This is a genomic window from Cypionkella sp. (genome assembly GCF_034376685.1).
Classification (GTDB): Bacteria; Pseudomonadota; Alphaproteobacteria; order Rhodobacterales; family Rhodobacteraceae; genus Cypionkella.
On record NZ_JAXMJJ010000029.1, the window covers coordinates 45,578 to 71,347 of the forward strand.

The 25,770-nt window shown below is 60.5% G+C and carries 22 protein-coding genes; 9 read left to right on the forward strand and 13 right to left on the reverse strand.

Going from position 1 to position 25,770, the window contains the following annotated elements; genetic code table 11:
- Positions 1-2 precede the first annotated feature (2 nt).
- From U1A24_RS06310 to U1A24_RS06320, 3 genes are read left to right on the forward strand one after another with little or no spacing between them, the layout of a single operon-like run.
- On the forward strand, positions 3-1,010 hold the full coding sequence (locus U1A24_RS06310; protein ID WP_322321125.1) for a glycosyltransferase: 1,008 nt from the start codon (positions 3-5) through the stop codon (positions 1,008-1,010).
- Between the two features lie 10 nt (positions 1,011-1,020).
- The gene (locus U1A24_RS06315) at positions 1,021-5,511 is read left to right on the forward strand and encodes a MupA/Atu3671 family FMN-dependent luciferase-like monooxygenase (RefSeq protein WP_322321126.1); all 4,491 of its coding nucleotides are present in this window, start codon (positions 1,021-1,023) and stop codon (positions 5,509-5,511) included.
- A 40-nt stretch (positions 5,512-5,551) separates the two neighbouring features.
- The gene (locus U1A24_RS06320; RefSeq protein ID WP_322321127.1) at positions 5,552-6,151 is read left to right on the forward strand and encodes a 4'-phosphopantetheinyl transferase family protein; all 600 of its coding nucleotides are present in this window, start codon (positions 5,552-5,554) and stop codon (positions 6,149-6,151) included.
- Here the strand turns inward: U1A24_RS06320 and U1A24_RS06325 are convergent.
- From U1A24_RS06325 to U1A24_RS06355, 7 genes are all read right to left on the reverse strand, one after another.
- Positions 6,141-6,872, reverse strand: a complete 732-nt coding sequence (locus U1A24_RS06325; protein ID WP_322321128.1) for a peptidoglycan-binding protein — start codon at positions 6,870-6,872, stop codon at positions 6,141-6,143. The genes U1A24_RS06320 and U1A24_RS06325 overlap by 11 nt on opposite strands.
- Positions 6,873-7,011: 139 nt before the next feature.
- A complete protein-coding gene (locus U1A24_RS06330) occupies positions 7,012-7,260 on the reverse strand; it encodes a formate dehydrogenase subunit delta (protein WP_322321129.1) in 249 nt (82 codons plus the stop codon).
- Positions 7,250-8,059: a formate dehydrogenase accessory sulfurtransferase FdhD gene (fdhD, locus tag U1A24_RS06335; RefSeq protein WP_416173465.1), complete on the reverse strand. Its 810-nt coding sequence runs from the start codon at positions 8,057-8,059 to the stop codon at positions 7,250-7,252. The genes U1A24_RS06330 and fdhD overlap by 11 nt, the downstream gene beginning before the upstream one ends.
- The gene (gene fdhF, locus U1A24_RS06340; RefSeq protein ID WP_322321131.1) at positions 8,056-10,932 is read right to left on the reverse strand and encodes a formate dehydrogenase subunit alpha; all 2,877 of its coding nucleotides are present in this window, start codon (positions 10,930-10,932) and stop codon (positions 8,056-8,058) included. Before fdhF ends, fdhD begins: the two co-directional genes overlap by 4 nt.
- Positions 10,929-12,455 carry an NADH-quinone oxidoreductase subunit NuoF gene (locus tag U1A24_RS06345; protein WP_322321132.1) on the reverse strand — a complete coding sequence of 509 codons (1,527 nt, stop codon included), beginning with the start codon at positions 12,453-12,455 and terminating at the stop codon, positions 10,929-10,931. Before U1A24_RS06345 ends, fdhF begins: the two co-directional genes overlap by 4 nt.
- Complete coding sequence (locus U1A24_RS06350) at positions 12,452-12,919, reverse strand: formate dehydrogenase subunit gamma (protein ID WP_322321133.1); 468 nt, start codon at positions 12,917-12,919, stop codon at positions 12,452-12,454. Before U1A24_RS06350 ends, U1A24_RS06345 begins: the two co-directional genes overlap by 4 nt.
- A 98-nt stretch (positions 12,920-13,017) precedes the next feature.
- On the reverse strand, positions 13,018-13,908 hold the full coding sequence (locus U1A24_RS06355) for a LysR family transcriptional regulator (protein WP_322321134.1): 891 nt from the start codon (positions 13,906-13,908) through the stop codon (positions 13,018-13,020).
- 61 nt (positions 13,909-13,969) lie between these two features.
- Here U1A24_RS06355 and U1A24_RS06360 point away from each other — a divergent pair, with 61 nt between their 5' ends.
- The 4 genes from U1A24_RS06360 to uvrC all read left to right on the forward strand — a co-directional run bounded on the left by U1A24_RS06360 (position 13,970) and on the right by uvrC (position 17,891).
- Entirely contained in the window at positions 13,970-14,758 is a 789-nt protein-coding gene (locus U1A24_RS06360; RefSeq protein ID WP_322321135.1) for a S49 family peptidase, read from the forward strand.
- 1 nt (position 14,759) lies between these two features.
- A complete protein-coding gene (locus U1A24_RS06365; protein WP_322321136.1) occupies positions 14,760-14,945 on the forward strand; it encodes a hypothetical protein in 186 nt (61 codons plus the stop codon).
- Between the two features lie 2 nt (positions 14,946-14,947).
- Positions 14,948-15,724, forward strand: coding sequence for an SDR family oxidoreductase (locus U1A24_RS06370; protein ID WP_322321137.1), 777 nt, complete (start codon positions 14,948-14,950; stop codon positions 15,722-15,724).
- A 310-nt stretch (positions 15,725-16,034) separates the two neighbouring features.
- Entirely contained in the window at positions 16,035-17,891 is a 1,857-nt protein-coding gene (gene uvrC / locus U1A24_RS06375; protein ID WP_322321138.1) for an excinuclease ABC subunit UvrC, read from the forward strand.
- Between the two features lie 94 nt (positions 17,892-17,985).
- Here uvrC and U1A24_RS06380 read toward each other — a convergent pair whose 3' ends face one another.
- Positions 17,986-18,891 carry a hypothetical protein gene (locus U1A24_RS06380; RefSeq protein WP_322321139.1) on the reverse strand — a complete coding sequence of 302 codons (906 nt, stop codon included), beginning with the start codon at positions 18,889-18,891 and terminating at the stop codon, positions 17,986-17,988.
- A 137-nt stretch (positions 18,892-19,028) separates the two neighbouring features.
- Here U1A24_RS06380 and U1A24_RS06385 point away from each other — a divergent pair, with 137 nt between their 5' ends.
- Together U1A24_RS06385 and U1A24_RS06390 are read left to right on the forward strand one after the other, a co-directional pair.
- A complete protein-coding gene (locus tag U1A24_RS06385) occupies positions 19,029-20,108 on the forward strand; it encodes an alkene reductase (protein ID WP_322321285.1) in 1,080 nt (359 codons plus the stop codon).
- Positions 20,109-20,394: 286 nt separating this feature from the next.
- Positions 20,395-20,985, forward strand: a complete 591-nt coding sequence (locus tag U1A24_RS06390; RefSeq protein ID WP_322321140.1) for an FMN-dependent NADH-azoreductase — start codon at positions 20,395-20,397, stop codon at positions 20,983-20,985.
- 232 nt (positions 20,986-21,217) lie between these two features.
- Here the strand turns inward: U1A24_RS06390 and U1A24_RS06395 are convergent, their stop codons facing one another.
- The 5 genes from U1A24_RS06395 to U1A24_RS06415 all read right to left on the reverse strand — a co-directional run bounded on the left by U1A24_RS06395 (position 21,218) and on the right by U1A24_RS06415 (position 25,749).
- Positions 21,218-21,424, reverse strand: coding sequence for a cold-shock protein (locus U1A24_RS06395; RefSeq protein ID WP_054005407.1), 207 nt, complete (start codon positions 21,422-21,424; stop codon positions 21,218-21,220).
- Positions 21,425-21,640: 216 nt separating this feature from the next.
- Positions 21,641-24,091, reverse strand: coding sequence for a DUF4175 domain-containing protein (locus U1A24_RS06400; protein WP_322321141.1), 2,451 nt, complete (start codon positions 24,089-24,091; stop codon positions 21,641-21,643).
- A gap of 14 nt (positions 24,092-24,105) precedes the next feature.
- Positions 24,106-25,371 carry a diaminopimelate decarboxylase gene (gene lysA / locus U1A24_RS06405; RefSeq protein ID WP_322321142.1) on the reverse strand — a complete coding sequence of 422 codons (1,266 nt, stop codon included), beginning with the start codon at positions 25,369-25,371 and terminating at the stop codon, positions 24,106-24,108.
- A gap of 84 nt (positions 25,372-25,455) precedes the next feature.
- Complete coding sequence (locus U1A24_RS06410) at positions 25,456-25,590, reverse strand: hypothetical protein (RefSeq protein ID WP_322321143.1); 135 nt, start codon at positions 25,588-25,590, stop codon at positions 25,456-25,458.
- 9 nt (positions 25,591-25,599) lie between these two features.
- Complete coding sequence (locus U1A24_RS06415) at positions 25,600-25,749, reverse strand: hypothetical protein (RefSeq protein ID WP_322321144.1); 150 nt, start codon at positions 25,747-25,749, stop codon at positions 25,600-25,602.
- Positions 25,750-25,770: the final 21 nt, after the last annotated feature.

Sequence of the window (25,770 nt, forward strand, 5' to 3'; positions counted from 1 at the left end):
GCATGGCGGGTTTGCTGACGGTTTTGTTGAACTGGCGCTCGGCTGACATGACGCTGCGGGCAACCGAAGCGGCATTGCTGGCGCTGGAGGGGATCGCGGGCGCGCTGGTGATTGTGGACAACGATTCAGGCGATGGCTCGTTTGAGGCAATGACCGCAGAGGTGCAAAAGCGCGGTTGGGACAAAGGTGCGCAGGCGGTTCGGGTGCTGCAGTCGGGGCATAATGGCGGCTTTGGCGCTGGCAATAACTTTGGTATCCGGGCGGGGATGCCGGACGGCATCAAGCCCGAGTTTGTCTATATCCTGAATTCAGACGCTTTTCCCGACCGGGGGGCGATCCGCGCCTTGCTGACGCATCTGCAAGCGCATCCCAGGACAGGATTTGCGGGCAGTTTCATTTATGGCGACGATGGCGTGCCGCATCGCACGGCATTCCGTTTTCCCTCGATTGCAGCGGAGTTTGAAGCGCAGGTGCGGTTCGGTCCGGTCAGCCGGATGTTGAACCGTTGGATTGTTGCGCAGCCGATCCCGCAGGCGACAGCCCAAGTGGATTGGTTGGCTGGCGCAAGCCTGATGATGCGCCAAGCCGTGCTGGACCAGATCGGCCTGTTTGATGAGCAGTTTTTTCTGTATTTCGAAGAAACCGATCTGTGCCGCCGCGCCGCGCTGGCGGGTTGGCCGACCGACTATGTGGTCGAAAGCCGGGTGATGCATATTGGCTCGGCTTCAACCGGCATGCGGGAATGGCAGCGGATTCCTGGCTTTTGGCTGGACAGTCGATTGCATTATTTCAAGAAAAATCATGGTGTTGCCTATACAACGGCGGCCACTTTGGCCTTGCTGGTCGGTGGCATTCTTTGGCGCGCGCGGCTTCTGATCCAGCGCAAAGACCGTGGTGATCCGCCTTTGTATCTTACAGACCTGACCCGGCATGCCTTGCGCTCGGCGGTCAGCCCCTTGTTCGGCGCATCTGGCGCCACAGTCAAAGCGCACCCCAAGGCTTCGGGGTAAGGATGTAAAGATGACCCATTTTTCTGCCTATTTGATCGGCAATGAAACCCTGACTCGCCAATGTGGCGAGATGATGCTGGCGCGTGGCCACAAGCTTGCAGCGGTGGTGACCCGCAACGCGGACGTGCGGCATTGGGCGTTGGGGCGGGGTTTGCGGGTGGAACCCTATGGCACGGATCTGGCGGTGCGGTTGGGCGGGCGTGTCGACTGGCTGCTGTCGGTGGCCAACCTGTCGGTGATCAGACCAGAGGTTTTGGCCTTGGTGCAGGGCGCGGTGAACTTTCATGATGGGCCTTTGCCGAGCTATGCGGGGCTGAACGCGCCAGTCTGGGCGATCTTGAATGGGGAGAGCCAGCACGGGATTTCCTGGCATCTGATAGAGGGTGGCGTGGATGAAGGCGATGTGCTGGAAAGCCTGTCGTTTGACATTGCAGCGCAAGATACCGCGCTGACCTTGAACACGCGCTGTTTTGAGGCTGCGCTGGACAGCTTTCCGAGCGTTCTGACGCAGTTGGAAACTGGGAACTTGCAGCGCAAACCGCAGGATCTGCGCCAGCGGCGGCTATTCTTGCGCGATGATCGGCCTGCGGCGATGGGGCGTATTGATTTCTCGCAGCCTTCCGAAGCGGTGGTGCGGCTGGTGCGGGCCCTGGATCATGGCCGCTATTGGAACCCGTTGACCACCGCAAAAATCGCCTGTGCAGATCGCGTGTTGAACGTGGGTGCCGCAGAAATCGCCGAGGGCTCGGGCGCGCCGGGACAGGTTTTGCACGCGGATGAGACGGGGCTGGTCGTGGCTTGCAGCACTGGTGCGGTTCGGCTGATGCGGCTGACCTGTCAGGAAAAAGGTCTGGCGGTTTCGCCTGTGTCCGTGACAGACACAGTGCTGTTGCCTGACGTCGAGGGGCTGACGGCGCTGGGGCAAAGCTTGGCTGTTGCCGAGCCTGCCTTGCGTAAAGCGTTGAAATCCATGACGCCAGTGGCGCTTGGACATGCAAGCACTGTGACGGCGGACTGGCAGATATTGCCGCTTTCCGCAGGATTGGCCGATCTGGCGCTGGCGGTGGCACTGGCTTCGGGCGCAGGTTCGGTTGACCTGGCGCAAGCGGCGCTGGGACGGGTGGGCTATGCCTCGGGCTGGCGTCCGTTGCGGGTGGCGGTCGATGGCAGCGTGGCGCAGGCACGAGACGGTTTGGACTTGGCTTTGAAGCCGGGTTTTGCGCTGGATCTGATGACCCGCGACACCACGCTTGCCGGGCTGCAATGCCCGCAGGTGGGGGTGGCTGAGGCGGGGGCGATTGCCGAAACCGTGGCGACGCTGACCCCGACGGCCCTGCATTTCGATGCCAGTCGCCTGCCACAGGCCGAGGCACAAGCTTATGCCGCGCGCATCATGCATCTGGTGGAGGCTTTGGCAAAAGCCCCGGCGGATGCGCCGCTGTCCAGTATTGCAACCCTGACCGAAGCCGAGCGCAATCAAGTGCTGCACGGTTGGAACCTGACCAAAACACCTTATGATTCAAGTCTTTGCGTGCATCAGGCGTTTGAGCGCCAAGTCCTGCGCAGCCCCGATGCCGTGGCGCTGGTGTGCAATGATCAAAGCCTGACTTATGCCGCGCTGAACGAGCGTGCCAATCGGGTAGCGCATGTGCTGATCGGCATGGGCGTGGTGCCGGGCACGCTGGTGGGCCTGTGCGCGCATCGCAGCCTTGATCTGCTGGTCGGCGCTTTGGCGATTCAAAAGGCGGGCGGGGCATATGTGCCGATGGACCCGGCCTATCCGGCGGATCGCATCGCCTTGTATATAGAGGATTCCGCCTGTCCCGTGATCGTGACGCAAAGCGATATTGCGGCGGGATTGCCCAATCATCAGGCGCAAGTGCTGTGTCTGGATACCGATGGCCGCCCCAGTCAGGTCAGCGATGCCAACCCCATATCTGGTGTCACCTCGGCGGATATGGCCTATATGATCTATACCTCGGGGTCTACCGGGCGACCAAAGGGCGTCATGGTGGAACATCGCAATGTGGCGAACTTCTTCACCGGTATGGATCAGCGCATTGGTCCAGAGGCCGGGGTTTGGCTGGCGGTGACCTCGCTTTCCTTCGATATATCGGTGCTGGAACTGTTCTGGACGCTGGCGCGCGGCTTCAAGGTGGTGCTGACCAGTGATGAAAACCGGACCCTGGTGTCTGGGGGCACGATTGCTTCAGCACAGAAGATGGATTTCTCGCTGTATTATTGGGGCAATGATGACGGCGCGGGGCCGAAGAAGTACGAGCTTTTGCTGGAAGGCGCGAAATTCGCCGATACCCACGGCTTTTGTGCGGTCTGGACGCCCGAGCGGCATTTTCACGCCTTTGGCGGCCCCTATCCGAACCCCTCGGTGACCGGAGCGGCGGTGGCGGCGGTGACGAAGAATATCGGCGTGCGCGCCGGGTCTTGCGTGATGCCGCTGCACCATCCGGCGCGGATCGCCGAGGAATGGGCGGTGATCGACAATCTGACCAATGGGCGGGCGGGCTTGGCGGTCGCCTCGGGCTGGCACCCGGATGATTTCGTGCTGCGACCCGAGAATACGCCGCCCAACAACAAGGCGGCGATGTTTGCGGCGGCTGATCAGGTGCGCAGGTTGTGGCGGGGCGAAAAGGTCGGATTTCCGACTGCGAACGGCGAGGTGTTTGAGCTGATCAGCCAGCCGCGTCCGGTGTCAAAAGAGCTGCCTTTGTGGGTGACAACGGCGGGCAACCCGGACACTTGGCGCGAGGCCGGAGCGATTGGCGCGAATGTGCTGACGCATCTGTTGGGTCAGTCGATTGACGAGGTTGCAGGCAAGATAAAGTTTTATCATCAAGCGCTTCGTGAGGCGGGGCATGATCCGGCAAACCATACCGTGACCTTGATGCTGCACAGCTATATCGCGCGCGACCGAGAGCATGCGCGGGAAGTCTCGCGCGGCCCGATGAAAGATTATTTGCGCTCGGCGGCGGCGCTGATCAAGCAATACGCCTGGGCCTTCCCGGCGTTCAAAAAGCCGCAGGGTGTGTCGAACCCGATGCAGATTGATCTGCAAACGCTGAGCACCGAAGAGACCGAGGCGATCCTTGATTTCGCTTTTCAACGCTATTTTGAAGAATCCGGCCTGTTCGGCACCGTCGAAGACGCGCTGGCGCGGGTAGAGCAACTGAAGCGTATCGGCGTGGGTGAGGTGGCCTGCCTGATCGACTATGGCATCGCACCGGAAAAGGTGATGGAGGGGCTGTATCCGCTGGCAGAAGTGGTCAAACGCGCCAATGCCGGCGGCGGCGTGGCCGAGGATGATTTCTCGATCGCGGCGCAAATCCTGCGGCATGAGGTCAGTCATTTGCAATGCACACCGTCGATGGCGCGTATGATCCTGATGAATGAAGAGTCTCGTATGGCTTTGGCAGGGGTAAACACCGTGATGCTTGGCGGTGAGGCTTTGCCGGGGGCGTTGGTGAATGATCTACGGCAGGCGACTGCGGCGCGTGTGCTGAACATGTATGGCCCAACTGAGACAACGATCTGGTCTTCGGTTGAAGACGTGGGCGACGTTGATGGGGTGTGCAACATCGGCAAGCCTTTGGCCAACCAGCAGATTTATGTGTTGGATGAGGCTATGAATCCTGTGGCCCCCGGTGTCGCAGGCGAGCTGTGGATCGGTGGCGATGGGGTGACGCGCGGCTATTGGCAACGGCCGGATCTGACGGCAGAGCGATTTGTGAACGATCCTTTTGTTTCCGCAGACAATGCCTGCGCTTGGGGCGCACGGATGTATCGCACCGGCGATCTGGTGCGCTGGCGGGCGGATGGCAAGGTTGATTTTCTGGGGCGGACCGATCATCAGGTCAAACTGCGCGGCTACAGGATTGAGCTGGGCGAGATTGAATCGGTGCTGGAAGCCCAACCCGGAGTGCGTCACGCGGTGGTGATGGCACGCGAAGACGCGCCGGGCGATCTGCGGCTGGTGGCTTACATCGTTGGGGCAGCGTCTGAGGCGGCACTGCGGGCAGAACTGGCGGGACTGTTGCCCGAGCACATGATGCCAGCGCATTTCGTCAGCCTTGATGCCTTTCCGCTGACGCCCAACCGCAAGGTGGATCGTAAAGCACTACCTGCCCCAAGCGCCAAGCCACTGGAGACGCAAAGCTTTGTTGCGCCCACTTCAGATATTGAAGCGCAGATCGCGGCGATCTGGGCGCGGGTTCTGGGTGTGGCAAAGGTTGGCTCGAAGGATAATTTCTTCGCTTTGGGCGGGCATTCCCTGCTGGCGGTGCAGGTGCATCGCGAGATCAGGGATAGTCTGGGCGCGGCGAAGCTGTCGATCACCGATATTTTCCGTTTCCCGGTCTTGGCGGCATTGGCAACGCATCTGGATGATCGCCCGAAAGCGGCCCCTGCGGTGGTGTCTGACCGGGCCGACGCGCGGGCGGATGCGATGGCACGGCGGCGGGCGATGCGTGGTCAGGTGAATGCCTGATATCGCCGCTCGGCTACGCGCGGTTTTGCCGGGCGGGGTGGTGCTGGCGGAGGCTTCAGGGCCAGATGATTTGTGGCCCGGAGAAGATTTGCCGGGCGCCATACCTGCGCGCTTGGCGGAATTTGCGCATGGGCGCAGCGCCGCCCGGCAAGCTATGATCGGTCTGGGTTTTGAACCGGCCGCAATTCCGATGAGGCAGGATCGCGCGCCGATCTGGCCCTCTGCGGTAACGGGCAGCATCAGCCATTGCGAAGGGGCCTGCATGGCGGCACTTGCGCGGCGCGGCGATTACCGGGGCTTGGGTTTGGATCTGGAACCGCGGCGCGCGCTGCCGCCCGAACTGTGGTCGACCATTCTGCGTCCAGAGGAACTGTATCAGATCAATGACCTGCCGCTGCCGCAACAAGGCTTGCAGGCCCTGCGGTTTTTTGTGGCAAAAGAGGCGGCATATAAGGCGCAATACGCGGTCACGCAGCAGATCTTTGACTTTCAAACCCTACGTATTCTCTTTCAGAATCAAAGCTTTGTTGCGGAATTCTGCGCTACTGTTCCACCATTTGAAAAACACTTTCAATTTGTGGGGCGCTGCGTAGAAAGCCAGCTTTACTGTGCAGCATTTTGCTGGCTGCCTATTGCGTGAACATGCCAAACGTCGCCAGCGGCACGCGGCGCAGCATGGAATTGTAGACAACTGAGTAGATGCCCTCGCCGGCACTTTCATCGGGATCATAGATCCGCAGCGTTGTGCTGCTGCCATCCTCTGCATGCGAGCCACGCGCACCAACGATCACCACGTAATGCCCTGACGATCCGGTGCCGCGCTGGAACGAACCGGGGTTGTGCAGCAACTCCATCATAACGGGACCGTTGCGCAAAAGCCCGATCAACACCACCACCGGCCAGCTTTGCGGCGGCTGGTAGCGCAGACGATGCAGGCGGGCGAAGGTTTGATGCACCTCCAATCGCTGGCCGCGCTCGGATTCGTTGATCAGTGATCCATCCGCCGTCAGCAGGTGCTGTGGCGTTGTCATGCGGATTGCTTGAACAGACATCCGCGTCAGCATCGCCGTCGCAGCCGCCCAACAAGTCGTCGGGGTCGGCTGGCTTAGATACTGCACATTGTGCAGGATCATCGGTGATCGCTCGGTGCCGTGCAAAGCGTCCAGCGTGCAGGGGCCGGCGATGCCATCCATTTCCAGCCAATTCGAGCGCTGAAACGCCAGCACGGCGCGCTCGGTTTGCGGGGTGTAAAGACCATTGACGATCAGATTGGGCGACGGATTCAACCGGTTGTTCAGCGCCAACTGCAAATCTCGGACAAACTGTCCAGACGATCCTGGTCGCAGAACGACATTTCGCATGAAACGTCTCCGGTTCAAATAAATTCGCATAAAATTGCCAACCGGCGAGTCTCGGCGGGCTTGTAACAAACCTAAGACAAAGACCGGAGCGGCTCAAGCATTCGTTTTTCCCGAAGTCCTGATGCCGCCGAGGATTTTTCTATGCGGCGATGGCGGGGCGCTTGATCTTGGCAGATGCCTCAAGCACCAACGGCCGCAAACCCGCACCACCAGTGTCCAGCACTTCGAACAGGTGGCGACGCATCCGGGGCTCCCAGAAGTCGTTGATATGTGAAGCCAGTAGGGTCAGCCCCTCATCATGCGGCTTGGATTCCATGAACTTGGCGATCTGGTTCGCCATATAGATCAGCTTGGCGTGCGGGCCTTGGTGGGTGTCATTAAGCGACATGGGCAGTCTCCTGCGAAATGCGGTCGGTGTGGGTATAGGCCTCAAACCGATCCGGGCGGGCGAGGGCGATCAGGGTGATACCCGCCTGATCCGCAAGGCGGACGGCATGGGCGGTTGGGGCGGAAACGGCGATGAGGATCGGCGCGCCGAGGGCGGCCACCTTCTGCACCATGTCGATGGAAACGCGGCTGGTCAGCACCACCGCGCCAGTGGGATGCGGGGTGCGGATCAGGTGGCCGCAGAGTTTATCCAGCGCGTTGTGGCGGCCCACATCTTCGCGGGCAGCGAGCAGTTTGCCGCTGTAGTAGCCTGCAGCGTGCACCGCACGGGTCACATCATGCAGCGGCTGTGCGGCGGGAAGCGCCGCCACAGCCGTCATCACTTCGGATGGTGTCATGCAAAAGCCAGAGGATGCGACGGGCTGCATCACCCGCGTCGCCTCTTCCAGACTATCAATTCCGCACAAACCACATCCAACCGGCCCCGCCATCGTGCGACGACGTTTGCTGAGCCGAGCCTCGGCTTGCGGTTCAAGCCAGATCTGAACATCAAGGCCAAGCGGGGTTTCAACCACCTCAACGCTTTGAATTTCTTCAGGTTTTGCGATGCCTTCTGTCAGCGCGAAGCCATAAGCGAAGTCTTCCAGATCGGCAGGTGAGGCCATCATCACGGCTTGGGTGGAGCCATTGAACGACAGCGCCACCGCAGCCTCTTCCGGCAGTTCGCGGGCCGATGCCGACCCGTTGGTCGCGCCCGGCCCGAAGGTCAGGCGCGGCAAGGGGCGGTGGGTGTGCATCACTCTGCCGCTGCGATGCGGCGCGACATCGCGGCTTGAGCGTTGTATTCCTCTTGCCATTCGGACGGGCCATTGCTGGGCGAGACTTGCACAGCGGTGACCTTGTATTCCGGGCAGTTGGTGGCCCAATCCGAGAAGTCGGTGGTGATCACATTGGCCTGCGTGTCGGGGTGGTGGAAGGTGGTATAGACCACGCCCGGATTGACCTTGTCGGTGATCGTTGCCCGCAGGGTGGTGTCGCCCGAACGGCTGGCCAAGCGGACAAAATCCCCGTCCTTCACGCCGCGCACTTCAGCGTCATGCGGATGGATTTCCAACACATCCTCGGCATGCCACGCGACGTTTCCGGTGCGGCGGGTCTGCGCGCCGACGTTATACTGCGACAGGATACGCCCCGTGGTCAAAAGCAGCGGGAAGCGCGGGCCGGTTTTCTCATCGGTCGCGACATACTCGGTGTTAATGAACTTGCCCTTGCCACGCACGAAAGCCTCAACGTGCATCAGCGGGGTGCCTTCCGGTGCCGCATCGTTGCAGGGCCATTGGATCGAGCCCATGGTCTCCAGCTTTTCATAATTCACGCCTGCGAACGACGGCGTGGTCATGGCGATTTCATCCATGATTTGCGTGGGATGGGTGTAGCTCCACGTTGCGCCCATCGCGTTGGCAAGCATCTGGGTGATCTCCCAATCCGCATAGCCATTGCGTGGTGCCATCACTTTGCGCACGCGGTTGATGCGGCGTTCGGCGTTGGTGAAGGTACCGTCCTTCTCAAGGAAGGTCGAGCCGGGCAGGAACACATGCGCGTAATTGGCGGTCTCGTTCAGGAACAGATCGTGCACGATCACGCATTCCATCGCGGCAAGGCCAGCAGCGACATGCTTGGTGTCCGGGTCGGATTGCAGGATGTCTTCGCCTTGGCAATACAGGCCCTTGAAGGTGCCCTCAACCGCGGCGTCCAGCATGTTCGGGATGCGCAGGCCGGGCTCGTCATCAATCTTGACGCCCCAAGCCTTCTCGAAAATATCGCGCACGCCTTCGCCTTTGACATGGCGGTAGCCCGGCAGCTCATGCGGGAACGAGCCCATATCGCAAGAGCCTTGCACGTTATTCTGCCCCCGCAACGGGTTCACACCCACGCCCGGACGACCAATATTGCCCGTCATCATCGCAAGGTTGGCGATACCGATCACCGTGGTCGAGCCTTGGCTGTGCTCGGTCACGCCCAAACCGTAATAGATCGAGCCATTGCCGCCCTTGGCAAACAGCCGCGCCGCAGCACGCACTTCGGCTGCAGGGACGCCCGTCAGCAGGGCCACCGATTCCGGTGAGTTTTGCGGTTGGCTGACAAATTCCGCGTAATCCTGGAACTCGTCCCAATCGCAGCGGTCTTGGATGAACTGTGCGTCGAACAGCCCTTCGGTCACGATCACATGCGCCAATGCGGTGACGATGGCGACGTTGGTGCCGGGGGTCAGCGCAAGGTGGTGTTCTGCTTTGACATGCGGCGCTTCCACCATCTCGGTGCGGCGCGGGTCGATCACGATCAGCTTCGCCCCTTGGCGCAGACGCTTTTTCAAGCGGCTGGCAAAGACCGGGTGGCCAGAAACCGGGTTCGCCCCGATCACGATTACCACATCAGTTTCTTCAACCGAGTCAAAGTCTTGCGTTCCAGCCGAGGTGCCAAGGGTTTGGCCCAGACCATAGCCGGTGGGTGAATGGCAGACACGCGCGCAGGTATCCGTATTATTGTTCATAAATACGGCGCGGGTCAGTTTCTGCACCAGATAGGCTTCTTCATTGGTGCAGCGCGACGAGGTGATCACACCGACCGAATGACGGCCGTGACGCTCGATAATGCCCTTCATCCGGTTGGCGGTGAAGTCCATCGCCTCGTCCCAAGACACTTCCTGCCACGGGTCGTTGATGCTGTCGCGGATCATCGGGTTCAGGATGCGGTCTTTGTGCGATGCGTAGCCATAGGCAAACCGACCCTTAACGCAGGAATGGCCGCGGTTGGCCTTGCCGTGCTTGTAGGGCACCATGCGGACCAATTCATCACCGCGCATCTCGGCTTTGAACGAACAGCCGACGCCGCAATAAGCGCAGGTCGTGATCACCGAACGCTCTGGTGTGCCGATTTCGATGATCGACTTTTCCTGCAAGGTTGCGGTCGGGCAAGCCTGCACACAAGCACCGCAAGACACGCAATCGGATGACAGTGCCGTGTCGGTTTTCGCGCCAAACGAGACGCGGCTATCAAAGCCGCGGCCTTCGATGGTCAAAGCGAAAGTGCCCTGCACTTCTTCGCAAGCGCGGACGCAGCGCGAGCAAACGATGCATTTCTGCGGATCGTAGCTGAAATACGGGTTGGAATCGTCGCGCGGGATGTAGTTCGGATTGGCGATGCCAGAGGTGTCTTTGGCCTTGAAGTGGGTATCAATCGCCTCATAACGCACATCGCGCAGGCCCACGGCCCCCGCCATATCCTGCAATTCGCAATCGCCATTGGCCGAGCAAGTCAAACAGTCCAGCGGGTGGTCCGAGATGTAAAGCTCCATCACGCCACGTCGCAGTTGCTTCAGCTTGGCGTTCTGGGTGTGGACTTTCAGGCCGGGGGCGACGGGGGTCGTGCAAGAGGCTGGTGTGCCGTTGCGACCTTCGATTTCCACCAAGCACAAACGGCACGATCCGAAAGCGTCGATGCTATCGGTGGCGCAGAGTTTCGGCACAGAAATGCCGATTTCTGCTGCGGCGCGCATGATCGAAGTGCCTTCCGGCACGGTGATGTCGAAGCCGTCGATGGTCAATGTGACCATTTGTTTGCTTTTGGCGGCAGGGGTGCCGAAATCGCGATCCGGGATGATGAAGTCTTTCATTCGGCGGCTTCCTTCATAGGGGCGAAATCATCGGGGAAGTGGGTCAAAGCGGACATAACCGGGTAGGGCGTGAACCCCCCCAAGGCGCAGAGCGAACCGGCTTTCATAGTGTTGCACAGATCGGTCAGCAGCGGGATCGCCGAGGCGTCACCTTTGGCAATCCGGTCCACGGTTTCCACGCCACGCACAGCGCCGATCCGGCAGGGGGTGCATTTGCCACAGGACTCGATGGCACAGAATTCCATCGCGAAACGAGCTTGTTTCAGCATATCGGCGCTATCGTCAAACACCGTCAAACCAGCATGGCCGATCAGGCCATCTTTGCCGGCGAATTCTTCATAGCCAAACGGCGTATCAAACAGCGCGCGGGGGAAATAGGCACCCAGCGGGCCGCCGACTTGCACCGCTTTCACCGGCCGCCCAGAGGCCGAACCGCCAGCAATTTTGTCAACGATTTCACCAAGGGTCAGGCCAAAGGCGATCTCATAAAGCCCACCGTGCTTGACGTTTCCGGCGATCTGCAACGGGATCGTCCCGCGCGAACGGCCAAGGCCGAAGTTCTTGTAAAACTCGGCACCCTTCTCGAAAATCACCGGCACCGAAGCCAGCGAAATCACGTTGTTCACCACGGTTGGTTTCGCCATGAAACCCTGCAACGCGGGCAATGGCGGCTTGGCGCGCACGACGCCGCGCTTGCCTTCAAGGCTGTTCAGCAGCGAAGTTTCCTCGCCGCAGACATAGGCCCCGGCACCGACGCGAATCTCGATGTTGAAGGTGTGTGCAGACCCCAAAACGGAAGCCCCAAGCACGTCTGCATCGGTGGCGATTTTCACCGCTTTCTGCATCACATCAATCGCAATCGGGTATTCCGAACGGATATACACAAATCCCTTGGTAGCCCCGGTGGCCAGACCCGCAATGATCATGCCTTCGATCAGCGTGAAGGGGTCGCCCTCCATCAGCATGCGGTCGGCGAAGGTGGCGCTATCGCCCTCATCGGCATTGCAGACGATGTATTTGCGATCCGCCACCGCCTCGGAAACCGTTTTCCACTTGATGCCGGTCGGAAAGCCCGCGCCACCCCGGCCACGCAGGCCAGAGTTGGTGACTTCGGCAACAATCGCAGCTTTGTCCATGCCAAGCGCAAGCGTCAGGCCAGCCAGCCCGCCATGCGCCTTGTAGTCGTCCAGCGACAACGGGTCGATCACGCCAACGCGGGCGAAGGTCAGCCGGGTTTGTGCCTTTATCCAAGGCAATTCATCGGTCAGACCCAAGGCCTTCGGATGCGCCGCCAGATCATCAAACAGTGCGGGCACATCGGCCAGAGTCAGCGGACCAAACGCCATCCGTCCTGCATCGGTGACCACTTCGGCCATCGGCTCCAGCCAGACCATCCCACGCGAGCCATTGCGCACCAGCGTCAGGTTGATCCCGCGCGCCTGGGCTTGGAACATCAGAGATTCAGCAATTTCGTCTGCACCAAGGGCGACGGCGGCACTGTCCAGCGGCAGGTAAATCTTCATTTCAGACCCCCGATGATCGCGTCAATCCGGGCTTCATCTACCCGGCCCACCAGTTTGCCATCAACAATCGCAGCGGGGCCACAAGCACAGAGGCCAAGGCAGAAAATCGGCTCCAGCGTCACGCGACCGTCCGCTGTGGTTCCGTGCCAATCAATCCCCAAAGCCTTTTGCGCGTGGGCAGCGACACGATCCGCGCCCATCGACTGGCAGGATTCCGCACGGCAAAGTTTTACCACATGTTTGCCCGCCGGATGCTCGCGGAAGTCGTGATAAAAGCTCATCACGCCATGCACTTCGGCCTTCGACAGGTTCAGGTCTTGTGCAATGATCGGCAAAGCCACCTGCGGCACATAGCCAAACTCGGCCTGAATGGCGTGCAGGATCGGCAGCAGCGACCCCTCCATCCCTTTGTGGGCGCTGAGAATTTCCTCAACCCGAGTGGTAATGTCGACGGAATCAAGCATGTGGCGGCCCTTTGGTAGCTTTCTACCGTGATACGCCGTTTGATATGGAAATCAATATTGATATACCGTTGTTCGATAGGCTAAAGCTATCATGCCCGCTATCGGCGCAGTTTGACCGCCAGTCGCGCGGCTTCATCCATAAGCGCTTGCAGAACAGGCGTTTGTGGATCGCGCTTGGCGGTGATCAGGCCAACCAGATGCTCGGCCTCTGGTTCGACAATCGGGATCGCCAGCAGGCCCTGTCCGGTGAACATCTCGGCCAGTTTCATCGGCACAACAGAGGCCCACAGCCCGGACTTCACATGCGCTACCAAGGCGATGCTGGAGTTCGACTCGACCGTCGGTGCCACCCGCACGCCCACTTCGGCCAGATGCTGGTTGACGATGCGGCGGTTCTGCATATCGGCGGTCAGCAGGCACAAAGGTTCGTGCGCGAGTTCGCTCCACGTCACCTGCGCCCGATCCGCTAGGGGAGAATTGGGCGCGCAGAGATAGCGGTAAAATTCGGTATACAGCGGCGTCTGCGCCACTCGGCCCAAGGGTTCGTTGTCGAGATAGGTCAGGCCCGCGTCCAGCTCCAAGCTTTCGATGCCCGCCAGAATTTCCACCGACGTGCGCGACAACAGGGTCACCCGCATGTTCGGATGCCGTGCCGTGAAGGGGGCCGTCAAATCGGCCACCATCGGCAGCGCGGTGGGGATCACCCCAATGCGCAGATTGCCTGACAGGCCGGAATGCACCGTACGCATTTCATCCTTCAGCGCCCGCATATCGCCGACAATCCGCCGCGCCCAATCCAGCACGCGCTGGCCTTCCGGCGTCAGGCCCTGAAAACGACTGCCGCGAAAAACCAACTGCACCCCAAGCTGATCCTCCAGCTGACGGATCGCCGAAGAAAGGCTGGGTTGTGTCACCCGACAGACCTCTGCCGCACGGCCAAAATGGCGCTCGTTGGCGAGGGCGATGAACATTTCCAGCTTGTCGATCATGGGGCGCAGGGTGGCGGGGATTGGCCTTGTTCGCAAGGGCCTGAGCCCTTAGCTTTGCGGCATGATGAAATTTATCCCCTTTATGAAAAAATCCCCCATGGTCCCGGTGATCCGGCTTGCTGGCACGATTGGCACAGGCCGCAATGCGCTGAGTGATGCGGCGCTGGCGGCGATCATTGAGAAAGCCTTCAAGATGAAGCCCGCAGCGGTGGCGCTGGTGGTGAATTCGCCGGGCGGCTCTCCGGTGCAATCCAGCCTGATCGCGGCGCGGGTGCGGCGTTTGGCGGACGAGAAATCCATTCCGGTCCATGCCTTTGTCGAGGATGTCGCGGCATCTGGCGGCTATTGGCTGGCGTGTGCGGCGGATCAGATCTGGGTTGACCCCAGTTCCATCGTCGGGTCCATCGGCGTGATCTTTGCCAGCTTTGGCTTCCCCGAACTGATGGCAAAGCAGGGGGTTGAGCGCCGGGTGGTCGCCATGGGCAAACAGAAAAGCCTCGCCGACCCGTTCCTGCCGCAAAAGCCGGAAGACATCGAACGCCTGAAAGCCCTGCAAGCACCGATCCATCAGGCATTCATCGCCCATGTCAAAGCCCGGCGCGGCAACCGCCTTGCCGATGCCGATCTGTTCAACGCCGATATCTGGGTGGGCCAAGGCTCGGTGGATCTGGGGCTGACTGATGGCGTGGCGCATCTGGTCCCCAAGCTGAAATCGCTTTATGGCGATAAGGTGAAGCTGGTGCCGCTGGGGCAAAAGCGCGGGCTGCTCAGCCGTTTTGGCCTGAATATGGCTGAAGATGCGCTGGCCTCGGTCGAGGATCGCGCGCTCTGGGCGCGCTACGGGTTGTAACATGATCAAAGCCGTCATCGTTTTTCTACTGGTGATGCTGGCCATCGGCATGGTCGGTAACGCCCTCTTTCCCGGCCGCATCGGCCATTCGGTAAAAAAACGTCTTGGACTGGGCAATCCGGCTACCTGCAAACGTTGCGGGCGCTATGTGATTGGCTCCAAGGGCTGTGATTGTAAAAAGGGTTGACGATGAGGGCACTGGTGACGGGGGCGGGCAAGCGGCTGGGCCGCGAGATGGCGCTGTATCTGGCGCGTCGTGGCTATGACGTTGCCGTGCACTACGCCAGTTCCCGCAAAGAGGCCGAGGCGGTGGTAAAAGAGATCACCGCTATGGGCCGCAAAGCCGTCGCCCTGCGCGCCGATCTGCTGATTGAAACCCAGGTCGACAAGCTGGTGCCGATGGCGGTGCAGGGCTTGGGCGGGCCGCTGACCGTGCTGATCAACAACGCCTCGATCTTTGAATATGACACCGTCGCCACCGTGACCCGCAAAAGCTGGGATCGCCATATGGAAAGCAACCTGCGCGCGCCCTTCGTGCTGATGCAGGCTTTTGCCGCACAAGTGCCTGCTCCGAAACTGGATGATCAAGGCGAACCCATCGCTGGCGGCATGGTGCTGAACATGATTGATCAGCGCGTACACAAACTGACACCCGAGTTTCTGTCCTACACTCTGGCGAAAATGGGCCTTTGGGCGCTGACCCGCACGGCGGCGCAGGGCTTGGCCACAAGAGTGCGGGTGAACGGCATCGGGCCGGGGCCGACGCTGCAAGGCAGCCGTCAAAGCGATGAAAGCTTTGCCACCCAGCGCGGCGCCACTATCCTGCAACGCGGGTCAAATCCCGCCGATATCACCGCAGCGCTCGGGTTTTTTCTCGATTCCCCCGCTGTGACAGGGCAAATGATCTCTGTTGATGGTGGTCAGCATCTGGGTTGGAAAACCCCCGATGTGTTGGATTTCGACTAGGCAAAAATTCGCCTCCGTTGAGAGTTGTCCACTTTTCACTATTGCTTCACGGAAGCGTTACAAAAAGTCCTGATTTATCAGGGATTTGACAGGCATCAATTAATATTTCATTTGATATCAATGCCTTGAAGTTTCGCCTAAAAAATAGGCAATCCGGCGAATTGGGCCAAAAACAAGGGAAATTTGCCGGTTCTGAAAACTTCTCCGCAATGTTATCCACAGAAAGCGGGGATAGCTTTCCTCTTGTCCCGGCCCAGCTATCATTGCAGCTACAACAGAGAATCGACGAATCCCCAAGGTGTGTTTCTGTATGAGCGACGTCACTCTAATCGGCCATGATCTTATTCAGGATTACCTGAAAACGCTGGATGGCAGCCCCGGCGTCTATCGCATGCTGAATGCGGCGTCTGAGGTGCTTTACGTCGGCAAAGCCCGCAATCTGCGGGCGCGGGTGTCGAACTATGCCCGCCCCTCGGGGCATTCCGGGCGGATCGCTCGGATGATTTCCGAGACTGTCAGCATGATGTTTCTGACCACGCGGACGGAAACCGAGGCGCTGCTGCTAGAGCAGAACCTGATCAAGCAGCTGAAGCCGCGCTACAATGTGCTGCTGCGCGATGATAAATCCTTCCCGAACATCTTGATCAGCACCGAGCATCCCTTCCCGCAGTTGAAAAAGCATCGCGGCAAGCGGTCAGAGAAGGGCAGCTATTTCGGCCCCTTCGCCAGCGCCGGGGCGGTGAACCGCACGCTGAACCAGTTACAAAAGGTGTTCCTGCTGCGCAACTGCTCGGATTCGATGTTCGACAGCCGCACCCGGCCATGTTTGCAGTATCAGATCAAACGCTGCTCTGCCCCCTGCACCGGGCGGATTGACGGGCCGGGTTATGCCACCCTTGTGGCTGATGCCGAGCGGTTCTTGCAGGGCAAGACCACCACCGTGCAAAGCAATCTGGCCGCCGAAATGAACATCGCCTCGGATGCGATGGAGTTTGAACGTGCGGCGGCCCTGCGCGATCGGATCAAGGCGCTGACGCAGGTGCAACAAAGCCAAGGGATCAACCCGGCAGGGGTGGCCGAGGCCGATGTGATCGCGCTGCATCTCGAAGGCGGGCAGGCTTGCGTGCAGGTGTTCTTTATCCGTGCCAACCAATCTTGGGGCAACCGTGACTTCTATCCGCGCACCGGGGCGGGGGCAGAGGAGGCCGAGATTCTGGAAGCCTTCGTAGCGCAATTCTACGACGACAAAGAACCGCCCCGGCTGATCTTGCTGTCGCACCCAGTAGAGAATGAGGATCTCGTCAGCAACCTGCTGGCCGAGCGGGCGGGGCGGAAGGTTGAACTTGCCGTGCCGCAACGTGGGGAGAAGGCTGAACTGGTCGAGAATGCCGTTCGGAACGCGCGGGAAAGTCTGGCGCGGAAGATGTCGGAAAGCTCGACCCAGAATAAACTGCTGGCGGGGCTGGCCGAGGCGTTCGATCTCGATGCCCCGCCAACGCGGATTGAGGTCTACGATAACGCGCATATTCAGGGCTCTGATGCCGTTGGCGGTATGATCGTGGCGGGGGCGGATGGCTTCCTGAAATCACAGTATCGCAAGTTCAACATCAAGTCGGCTGCGGGGAAGAACTCGGACGATTTCGGCATGATGCGGGAAGTAATGACGCGTCGGTTTGAGCGGTTGTTGAAGGAAGACCCGGATCGAACATCGGGGTCTTGGCCGGATTTGCTGTTGATTGATGGCGGGGCGGGGCAGGTCTCGGCTGTGGCGGGGATTCTGGCGGAGTTGGGGGTCGATGATATCGCGATGGTGGGGGTCGCCAAGGGGATTGATCGCGACGCGGGCAAGGAAGAATTCTACCGCACCGGGATGCCGGTGAAGGCGTTGCAGCGGAATGACCCGGTGCTGTATTTCATTCAAAGGCTGCGGGATGAGGCGCACCGTTGGGCCAATGGGGCGCATCGAGCGAAGCGGGCCAAGCAGGTTTCGATCACGCCGCTGGATGATATTCCGGGGGTGGGCGCGGTGCGGAAACGCGCGTTGCTGGCGCATTTTGGCTCGGCCAAGGCGGTGTCGCGGGCGGGGCTATCAGATCTGATGGCGGTGCCGGGCGTATCCGAGGCGATGGCGAAGGCGATCAGCAACTTTTTCAGCGCGAGGGGGTAGTGTCCACGCGTGGACACTACATATAACTATTAATTATCAATATCTTAAGTTGTGTTATTCATAAATTCTTAACAGGTTTTCCCTTCCGGTCGCTCTACTCGATCCCTCTCAGCTCTTTCCATTTTTCAAGTTGGATCACCGCTTCGGCGGTCAGACTATTGATCGCCAGTGATCGCAGCAGGGGGGAGCGTTGCGGGGAAAAAAATTCGGGCGGAATGCTATATCGAACCTCTGGCGGATCCTCGCTTAGATCAAGATCGCAACATGTCAGACTGGGGAAATCCGACAACATCAGATTTGAGACCGTCTGTTGATTAAGCGGGCCACCCGTGACGCCAATGTCGTCAACTTCCACCTCAAGCGCTGCTAGCTGCGGGTGGCGGCTCGGCCCGGTAAGGGTAAAATGGCCATGCAGCCGCAATTCGATCAAGGCTGGGGCGATCTGAAACACATGGGAGATGTCGCCTATGGTGCCGAACAACCTGTGCCCATTGTAAAGCATCTCCATATCGCCCAGCGACAGCCGCTTGAGCATTGGCAGCCGCGTGCCCTTCAGGGCCGCGACGGCTTGCGTCATATCGTAGCCGCGCGCGCGATTTTTAGCGTAATCGTGCGAGGTGCCGATCACCAGATGCGCGACAGTTGCGGCACGGGGGCTGCTGACGAAGGCATGAACCAGATCGGCTTGCAGCGGGGCGTCGAAGAAGCAGACCGATGCGGGGGCCGCCGGAATGTTTTGCAGAGGTAGCAGGGAATATTCGGAGTTCGGAGCAAGCCCGATGCACAGGCTTTCGCCCGACATTGCGCAGCGGTGCAGACCGAATGCCCTTAAGGCATCAGGAAAGCGATCTTTGCGCAACCAATCGAAAAGCATAGGAGTGTGTGACCTGCATGACGCGGGAATTGGGGCCGTCACAGCAGTATATACCGGGAGCGCAGAAGAATGGCAGGCCCATGCGGGAGGTGGCATGTCATGGCCAGGCCCGCGCAGGTTGGACATGTGGGCCCCGGACGGGTTTCAAGGCTGGTTGGCCGTGCATTTCTGCACAGAGGTTAGGGCGCAAACACGCGTGGTTTCCGCACAGAAACTGGCTAAACTTCCGGGTTCAGATTTCTGTCAAAGGACAAAGCGCAATGATGGCTTCTATTTTTGACCCGGCCCAGATGGGTTCCCATAAACTGCAAAATCGAGTGGTGATGAACCCGATGACCCGCTGCCGCGCTGATGTGGACGCGGTGCCGACGCCGATTATGGCGGAGTATTATGGCCAGCGCGGCACGGCTGGTCTGATCGTCACCGAAGGCACTGCCCCCAGCCCGAATGGCCGCGGCTATGCCCGCACACCGGGGCTGTGGAGCGATGTGCAGGTGGCGGCTTGGAAGCCTGTCACTGCAGCAGCACATGCCAAGGGCGCGGTGATTTTCGCACAGATCATGCACACCGGGCGGGTCAGCCATCCGGGCAATATGCCTGCTGGCGCGAAGATCGTGGCGCCTTCTGCGCTGGCCTTGGCGGGGCAGATGTATACCGACGCCGAGGGCATGCAGGATTATCCGGTGCCGCAGGAAATGACTGAAGCCGATATTCAGCAAGCCAAGGCCGAGTTCGTGACGGCAGCGAAAAACGCGATTGCGGCGGGGTTCGACGGGGTCGAGCTGCACGGCGCGAATGGGTATTTGTTGGAGCAGTTCATCTCGCCCGACACCAACAAGCGCAACGATGCTTGGGGTGGGTCGGTGGCGAAGCGGCTGCGCTTTGTGACCGAGGTTGCGCAGGAGGTTGTAGCGGCGATTGGGGGCGACAAGGTTGGTATCCGGCTCTCTCCCTATGGCACGGCTTCGGGGATGGCGGCTTATCCTGAGGTGGATGAGACCTATCTGACGCTGATGGCGAGCCTAGAGAAGATCGGGCTGGTTTATGTGCATCTGGTCGATCATGCCGCGATGGGCAATCCGGTGATCCCGGCGGAGTTCCGCGCCAAGCTGCGGGCGGCTTGGCCCCGGACGTTTATTGTTGGCGGCAGCTTGGATGCGGCTTCGGGGCAGGCGGCGGTGGATGCGGGTGCTGCGGATCTGGTTGGGTTTGGCCGGGCCTTGCTGGCCAACCCGGATCTGGTGGCGCGGATGAAGGCGGGGGCGGAGTTGAATGCGCCGGATTTTGCGACGTTCTACACGCCGGGAGAAAAGGGCTATACGGATTATCCGGCTTTGGGGTGATCTTTGCTTTGAGTTTGGAGAAGGGCCGCGCGGATTGCGCGGCCTTTTTCTTTGGTCCCAACTCGGGACCGATTCGAGCGTGTTCAAGATCAAAGGCTTAGAGGCAGGCGTTCAGGAAGTTTTAACGAATGGGGCCGGAAAGCGAGGTGTTTTGCGCTAGGGGCGTGCCAAGTATTTATGTGCGCAGATGCGCAACTGGGGTGCGATTCCTATAATTGCGCAGAGAGGAGAAAAGGCGCATCTAAGCTGCATAGAATTCCTCCTCCTGCTGAACTGGACCCTGAAAATGACCAATATCCTGCGTGTTGAAGCTTCCATCAAACCTGCTGGCGCTGTGTCGCGTCGCCTGACCGACCGGATCATGGAGCGTGTACTGGCTGCCAATCCGGGCGCAAACGTTGTCACCCGCGATCTGTCGGCGGGCGTGCCTGCGATTGATGGCGCTTGGCTCGGCGCTGTGTTCACCCCGGCTGAAGCCCGCAATGATGATCAGAAAGTGACGGCGGCTTACGCCGATGCGTTGCTGGCCGAAGTCAAAGCCGCTGACCTGCTGGTCATCGCTTTGCCGGTCTACAACTTTGGCGTCCCGGCGCAGTTGAAGTCGTGGCTTGATCAGCTGGCCCGCAAAGGCGAGACCTTCAACTACACCGAAACCGGCCCGGTTGGTCTGCTGACCGGCAAGCGCGCGATTGTGGCTTACACCTCGGACGGCACCAAGATGGGGTCGGAGATTGATTTCGCTTCGGGCTATGTGCGCCATATGCTGGGCTTTTTCGGCATCACCGATGTGCAGTTTGCAGCAGCAGACGCGATGGCTTACGGTCCGGAAGCGGCGATTGCCAAGGGTGAAGCTGAAGTGGACGCTTTGGCGGCCTAAGGTTTGCTTTGCTGGCCCCGGAGGGTTTCACACCCTCCGGACCTCCGGCGGAGTATTTGCGCCAGTATGAAAGCAAATTTTAGTCAAATTTGAATAAGAGGCCCTGCGGTTGCGTGGGGCCTTTTGTTTTGGGGCGGTTGAACCGCGTACGCAACTCTGCAAAGCAAAACGGGGGCAGCTTGCGCTACCCCCGTTTCAAATCTCGATGGGCGGAGTGAACCGCCCGGTTGGCTTATGCCAGAGCGAGGTTGATCGCCGACTCGCGGCCATCACGGCCTGCTTCGATGTCGAAGGTCACTGCTTGGCCGTCATTCAGTTGACGGATGCCAGCGCGTTCCATTGCGGAAATGTGCACGAACACGTCTTTGTTGCCGTTTGCCGGGGCGATAAAGCCGAAGCCTTTGGTGGCGTTAAACCATTTCACGGTGCCGTTAGCCATCGTGTGTCTCCTAGTTTTGGTGTGCCATCCGCGGAATGCGATGACGTGGCTCAGTCGTAGCAATCGAGAACTGAGGCCTTAAGAGGAGACAGATGTTCGATAGATAGCGTTTCGCCCTGCCTACATGCGCCATTTTGGCTGGCAAAACAAGGGGGGCGGAGAAAGAATCAGGCAACAGGCGGTGGGATGGTGCGATCCCGCGCACTGCGGAGCCGGCTAAAACAGGTCGAGCAGGCGCTTGAGATAGCCGCGCTCTGACTCCGGGCGGGATTGATCGCCCGAGCGTTTGCGAATCTCGTCGAGCAATTCCTGGGCGCGGCGGTAGATCTCTTTGTTTTCAGCAAGATTGCCATCCGAGCCGATGCGCATGCTGTTGGGGCGGCCCAGCGGATCACGGCTGCCTTCGCCGGTTTCATCCTCTTGCGCCTGACGGTTGCCTTCGGGGGTGCTGCCGCGTTGGCGGTCTTGTTCGGACAGAGCCTCGCCGAAATCACGCAGGCCTTCGCGCATTTTGTCCATCGCTTCGGCCTGTTTGTCGAGAGCGCCGGGCAGATCGCCGTCTTCCAGCGCGCGCTCGGCGTCTTCCATCGCGCGGCCTGCGTCGTCGAGGGCCTGACCACCGTCTTCGGCCTTATCGCTGCCCTGACCGGGAAGCTTGCCGCCTTCGCGCAGCGCCCGCAGCCGTTCGCGCAGCTCTTGCTGGCGTTCGGACAGGGTTTTGCCATCTGCGCCGGGGCCTTCCTGGCCGTCTTGCAGATCGCGGAAGCTGTCGTCAGACAGGCCCTGCTGATCACGCAGGGTATTGCCGAGATCTTTCATCGCCTGTTTGCCGGGGCTGCCTTTGCCACCCTGACCATCGCCCTGCTGCACCTTCATGTTGTTCATCAGGTCTTGCAGCTGCTTCATCAACTCGGCGGCTTCGGCAGTTTTGCCTTCTTCCATCAGCTGTTGCAGCTTGTCCAGCATCTGATCAATCTGATCTTGGGTGATGGTCGGGCCCTGATTTTGCGGCGAGGTTTCGTCGTTGGGGTCGGGCGGATTCTTCTTGGCCTCTTCGCGCATGTATTCGTCCAGCGCGTCGCGCAGCTCGTCCATCAGTTTCTGGATTTCTTCCGGGGAAGCGCCTTTGCGGATGGCTTCGGCCAAGCGGTCTTGCGCGCGCATCATGCGGTCTTTGGCGTTGTTCAGCTTGCCGTCTTCGATCATCAGCGAGATGTCCCAAAGCTCTTTCGCGATCTCATCGCGGGCTTTCGGGGTAAGGGTTTTGGCCTCGGTATCCAGACGTTTGATCACGGCTTTCAGGCGGCTGTAGGTTTTGTCGTCGGGGAAGATGTCACCCGGCTGGTTGCTGACAGCCTTGAGGATTTGCAGCGAAGTCGGGGCATTGCTGCGCGACCACAGCATGTCGCGGCGCATCTCGATCAGAGCATCGGCGAGCGGATCGAAGAAGCGTTTGCCGGGAAGGACAAGGTGGATCGGTTCTGCGGTGCCAGTCTGGCCTGCGGCGTCGGTGGCGGCATAGGTCAGGGTGACGGGCAGGTTTGACAGCACGCTTTCTGACAGGTCATCGACGAGGGTGGTGTTGATCTCGGCGCGGCTGCCTCTGACCGGCAGCGGCAGGTCGAGGATCACCGGGGCGATGGTTTCGGGATCGGTCTTCAGGCCAAAGCTGCGGGTGACGGCGGCGAGGTCGAGCGCGATGGTGACTTCGCCTTTGGTGACGCCGTAATCATCTTTGGCGGTGAACTTCTGTTTGAAGCGGCCTTCGCCGTCGCGGCTGATTTCGGCGGCGGGGGTGATGCTGGGGGCGCGGTCTGGGGTGGCGATGATGGTCCATGCGCGGCCAGCGGCGCCCTCGATGGCGAGTTTGCCGGAGGTGGTGACGGTGAAATCCTGAGCTGGCTCGGAGGCGGGCGGCGCGTCGGTGCGGCCTGAGATGGTTTCCGCCACGATCAGCGCGCCGGGTTCGCCGTAAAGCCGGATTTGCAGGCGGGTGCCGGTGGGCAGGGTGAGGGCGTCGGCGGTCTGGTCGTTGAGATAGAGCGCGGGTTTGCCGGTATAGGCGGGCGGCTGTGCCCAGCCTTCCCATGCCGGGCCTGCGGCGGCGTTGGCAGTGCCGCCGGGGGTGAGGCCAGCAACAGAGGTGACGCGCCAGATCGAGCCGAACATGAGCGCCATCACCAGCGCGGTAAGGGCGACATAGCGTAGGGCGAACGGGTCGCGCGACGACAGTTGCAGGTCGGGCTGCACGGGTTTGGCGGTGGCGGCACGGGCGGCCATGCGGGCGCGGTGGGCGGCCCAGACGGCTTTTGACGCCTCATCGGTGATGCCAATGGCTTGGGTGTCGCGCAGGGCGGCGATCGGTTGACCGGGGAGTTTGCTGTCAAGCCGGATCAGCGCTTCGACGCGGGTGGGGCGGCGGAAGGCGCGGATGCCGTGGAGGATGCCCCAGATCAGGCCGAGGGTGGCTGTGACCATGCCGAACCATGCGGCTTCGATCGGTAGCAGGTCTTGCAGCCCGAAAGCGGCGGCGGCGAGGCTGGTGATGGCGATGGTCCAGAACGGCCAGAAGGCGCGGGTGATGCGTTCAGCCCAAAGCCCCGCGAGCGTGATACGCAGCGGGGTTTCGATCCGTTTCAATGCCTGCGCTTCGGTGTTCTCGGTCATCGGCCTCTACAGTTTCAAAGCCACAAGGGGATGGTATCGCGCTTCAGCATGTCTTCATAGCTGGGGCGGGCGCGAATGACGGCGAATTGATCGTCTTTCACCAGCACTTCGGGGATCAAGGGCCGGGTGTTGTATTCCGACGCCATCACCGCGCCATAAGCGCCCGCCGAGCGGAAGGCGATCAGATCATCTTCCTTCAAGGGCGCGAGCGGGCGGGCTTTGGCGAAGGTGTCGCCGGTTTCACACACCGGGCCGACCACATCATAGGTGTGGGCTTCGGTGGCGGCTTTGGCCTCTTGCACCGGGATGATGTCGTGATGCGCGCCATACATCGAGGGGCGCACAAGGTCGTTCATCGCGGCATCGACGATCAGGAAATCGCTGATCTCGCCCGATTTGACGTAGATGACCTTTGAGACGAGGATGCCGGAGTTGCCGGAAATCAGGCGGCCGGGTTCGATCTCGATTTCGCAGCCCAGATGGCCGACGGTGCGCTTGATCAGGGCACCATATTCTTGCGGCAGCGGTGGGGCGGTGTTGGACCGTTCATAGGGGATGCCCAGACCGCCGCCGAGGTCGAGACGGGAGATCACATGGCCTTCGGAGCGCAGGCGCAGGGTCAGGTCAGCGACTTTTTTGTAAGCTTGTTCAAAGGGTTCAAGTTCGGTCAGCTGGCTGCCGATATGCACGTCGATGCCGATGACTTGCAGGCCGGGAAGCTTGGCGGCCTCGGCGTAGACTTCGCTGGCGCGGCTGATCGGGATGCCGAACTTGTTGTCCTTCTTGCCGGTGGCAATTTTCTCATGCGTGCGGGCGTCGACGTCTGGATTGACGCGGATGGTGATCGGGGCGGTGGTGCCCATGCTGGAGGCGACTTCGGACAAAGCCCGCAGTTCGGGTTCAGATTCGACGTTGAACTGGCGGATGCCGTTTTCCAGGGCGAGGCGCATTTCCTCACGCGTCTTGCCGACGCCGGAAAACACGATGCGATCACCCGGAACGCCTGCGGCCACAGCGCGGCGGTATTCGCCGCCCGACACCACATCCATACCCGCGCCAAGATCGCCCAGCAGTTTCAGCACCGCGACGTTCGACAGCGACTTGATCGCAAAGCAGACGAGATGCGGCAGCGGTGACAGCGCCTCGGTGAACAGGGTGTAATGCCGGGTCAGCGTGGCGCTGGAATAGACATAAAACGGCGTGCCGACTTGCGCGGCAATATCGGCCACGGCCACATCTTCGGCATGCAGGGTGCCGTCGCGATACAGGAAATGGTCCACCGGGCGGCCCCTTATGAAATCAGTCGCTTGGGGTATAGCGCCCAGCCTGCGCTTAGGCAATTCGGCGTGGTGGGCCTTTGGCGATTACGGCGTGGTGCCGGTGGACACGCCAACGCGGGCGTCGCCCGACAGGGTTACGCCGGATTGCGGCGCGGTGGGTTGACCATCGGCACCACAAGCGGTGAGGGCGAGCAGGGCGAGCAGGGGGAGGAATTTCATTTGGTGTCCTTAGGGAGAATAGCTGATGCGCCCGCCGCCGGGGATTGCGCCGGAAATCACCGGGCGGATGGTTGCGCCGTGCGGACCGATGCCGATGCCTGCACCAAGGTGCGGGTCGGTGCAGGCGGTCAGCAGAAGGGCTATGATCAGCAGGCGCATGGCGGCTTTCGGGGTTGCTGG

Bases quoted from the DNA above. Each gene is read 5' to 3' on its own strand.
- U1A24_RS06310 (WP_322321125.1), top strand. From the start codon at position 3: ATGGCGGGTTTGCTGACGGTTTTGTTGAACTGGCGCTCGGCTGACATG.
- U1A24_RS06315 (WP_322321126.1), top strand. From the start codon at position 1,021: ATGACCCATTTTTCTGCCTATTTGATCGGCAATGAAACCCTGACTCGC.
- U1A24_RS06325 (WP_322321128.1), bottom strand. From the start codon at position 6,872: ATGCGAAATGTCGTTCTGCGACCAGGATCGTCTGGACAGTTTGTCCGA.
- U1A24_RS06330 (WP_322321129.1), bottom strand. From the start codon at position 7,260: ATGTCGCTTAATGACACCCACCAAGGCCCGCACGCCAAGCTGATCTAT.
- fdhF (WP_322321131.1), bottom strand. From the start codon at position 10,932: ATGAAAGACTTCATCATCCCGGATCGCGATTTCGGCACCCCTGCCGCC.
- U1A24_RS06345 (WP_322321132.1), bottom strand. From the start codon at position 12,455: ATGAAGATTTACCTGCCGCTGGACAGTGCCGCCGTCGCCCTTGGTGCA.
- U1A24_RS06350 (WP_322321133.1), bottom strand. From the start codon at position 12,919: ATGCTTGATTCCGTCGACATTACCACTCGGGTTGAGGAAATTCTCAGC.
- U1A24_RS06355 (WP_322321134.1), bottom strand. From the start codon at position 13,908: ATGATCGACAAGCTGGAAATGTTCATCGCCCTCGCCAACGAGCGCCAT.
- U1A24_RS06360 (WP_322321135.1), top strand. From the start codon at position 13,970: ATGATGAAATTTATCCCCTTTATGAAAAAATCCCCCATGGTCCCGGTG.
- U1A24_RS06365 (WP_322321136.1), top strand. From the start codon at position 14,760: ATGATCAAAGCCGTCATCGTTTTTCTACTGGTGATGCTGGCCATCGGC.
- U1A24_RS06370 (WP_322321137.1), top strand. From the start codon at position 14,948: ATGAGGGCACTGGTGACGGGGGCGGGCAAGCGGCTGGGCCGCGAGATG.
- uvrC (WP_322321138.1), top strand. From the start codon at position 16,035: ATGAGCGACGTCACTCTAATCGGCCATGATCTTATTCAGGATTACCTG.
- U1A24_RS06380 (WP_322321139.1), bottom strand. From the start codon at position 18,891: ATGTCCAACCTGCGCGGGCCTGGCCATGACATGCCACCTCCCGCATGG.
- U1A24_RS06385 (WP_322321285.1), top strand. From the start codon at position 19,029: ATGGCTTCTATTTTTGACCCGGCCCAGATGGGTTCCCATAAACTGCAA.
- U1A24_RS06390 (WP_322321140.1), top strand. From the start codon at position 20,395: ATGACCAATATCCTGCGTGTTGAAGCTTCCATCAAACCTGCTGGCGCT.
- U1A24_RS06395 (WP_054005407.1), bottom strand. From the start codon at position 21,424: ATGGCTAACGGCACCGTGAAATGGTTTAACGCCACCAAAGGCTTCGGC.
- U1A24_RS06400 (WP_322321141.1), bottom strand. From the start codon at position 24,091: ATGACCGAGAACACCGAAGCGCAGGCATTGAAACGGATCGAAACCCCG.
- U1A24_RS06410 (WP_322321143.1), bottom strand. From the start codon at position 25,590: ATGAAATTCCTCCCCCTGCTCGCCCTGCTCGCCCTCACCGCTTGTGGT.
- U1A24_RS06415 (WP_322321144.1), bottom strand. From the start codon at position 25,749: ATGCGCCTGCTGATCATAGCCCTTCTGCTGACCGCCTGCACCGACCCG.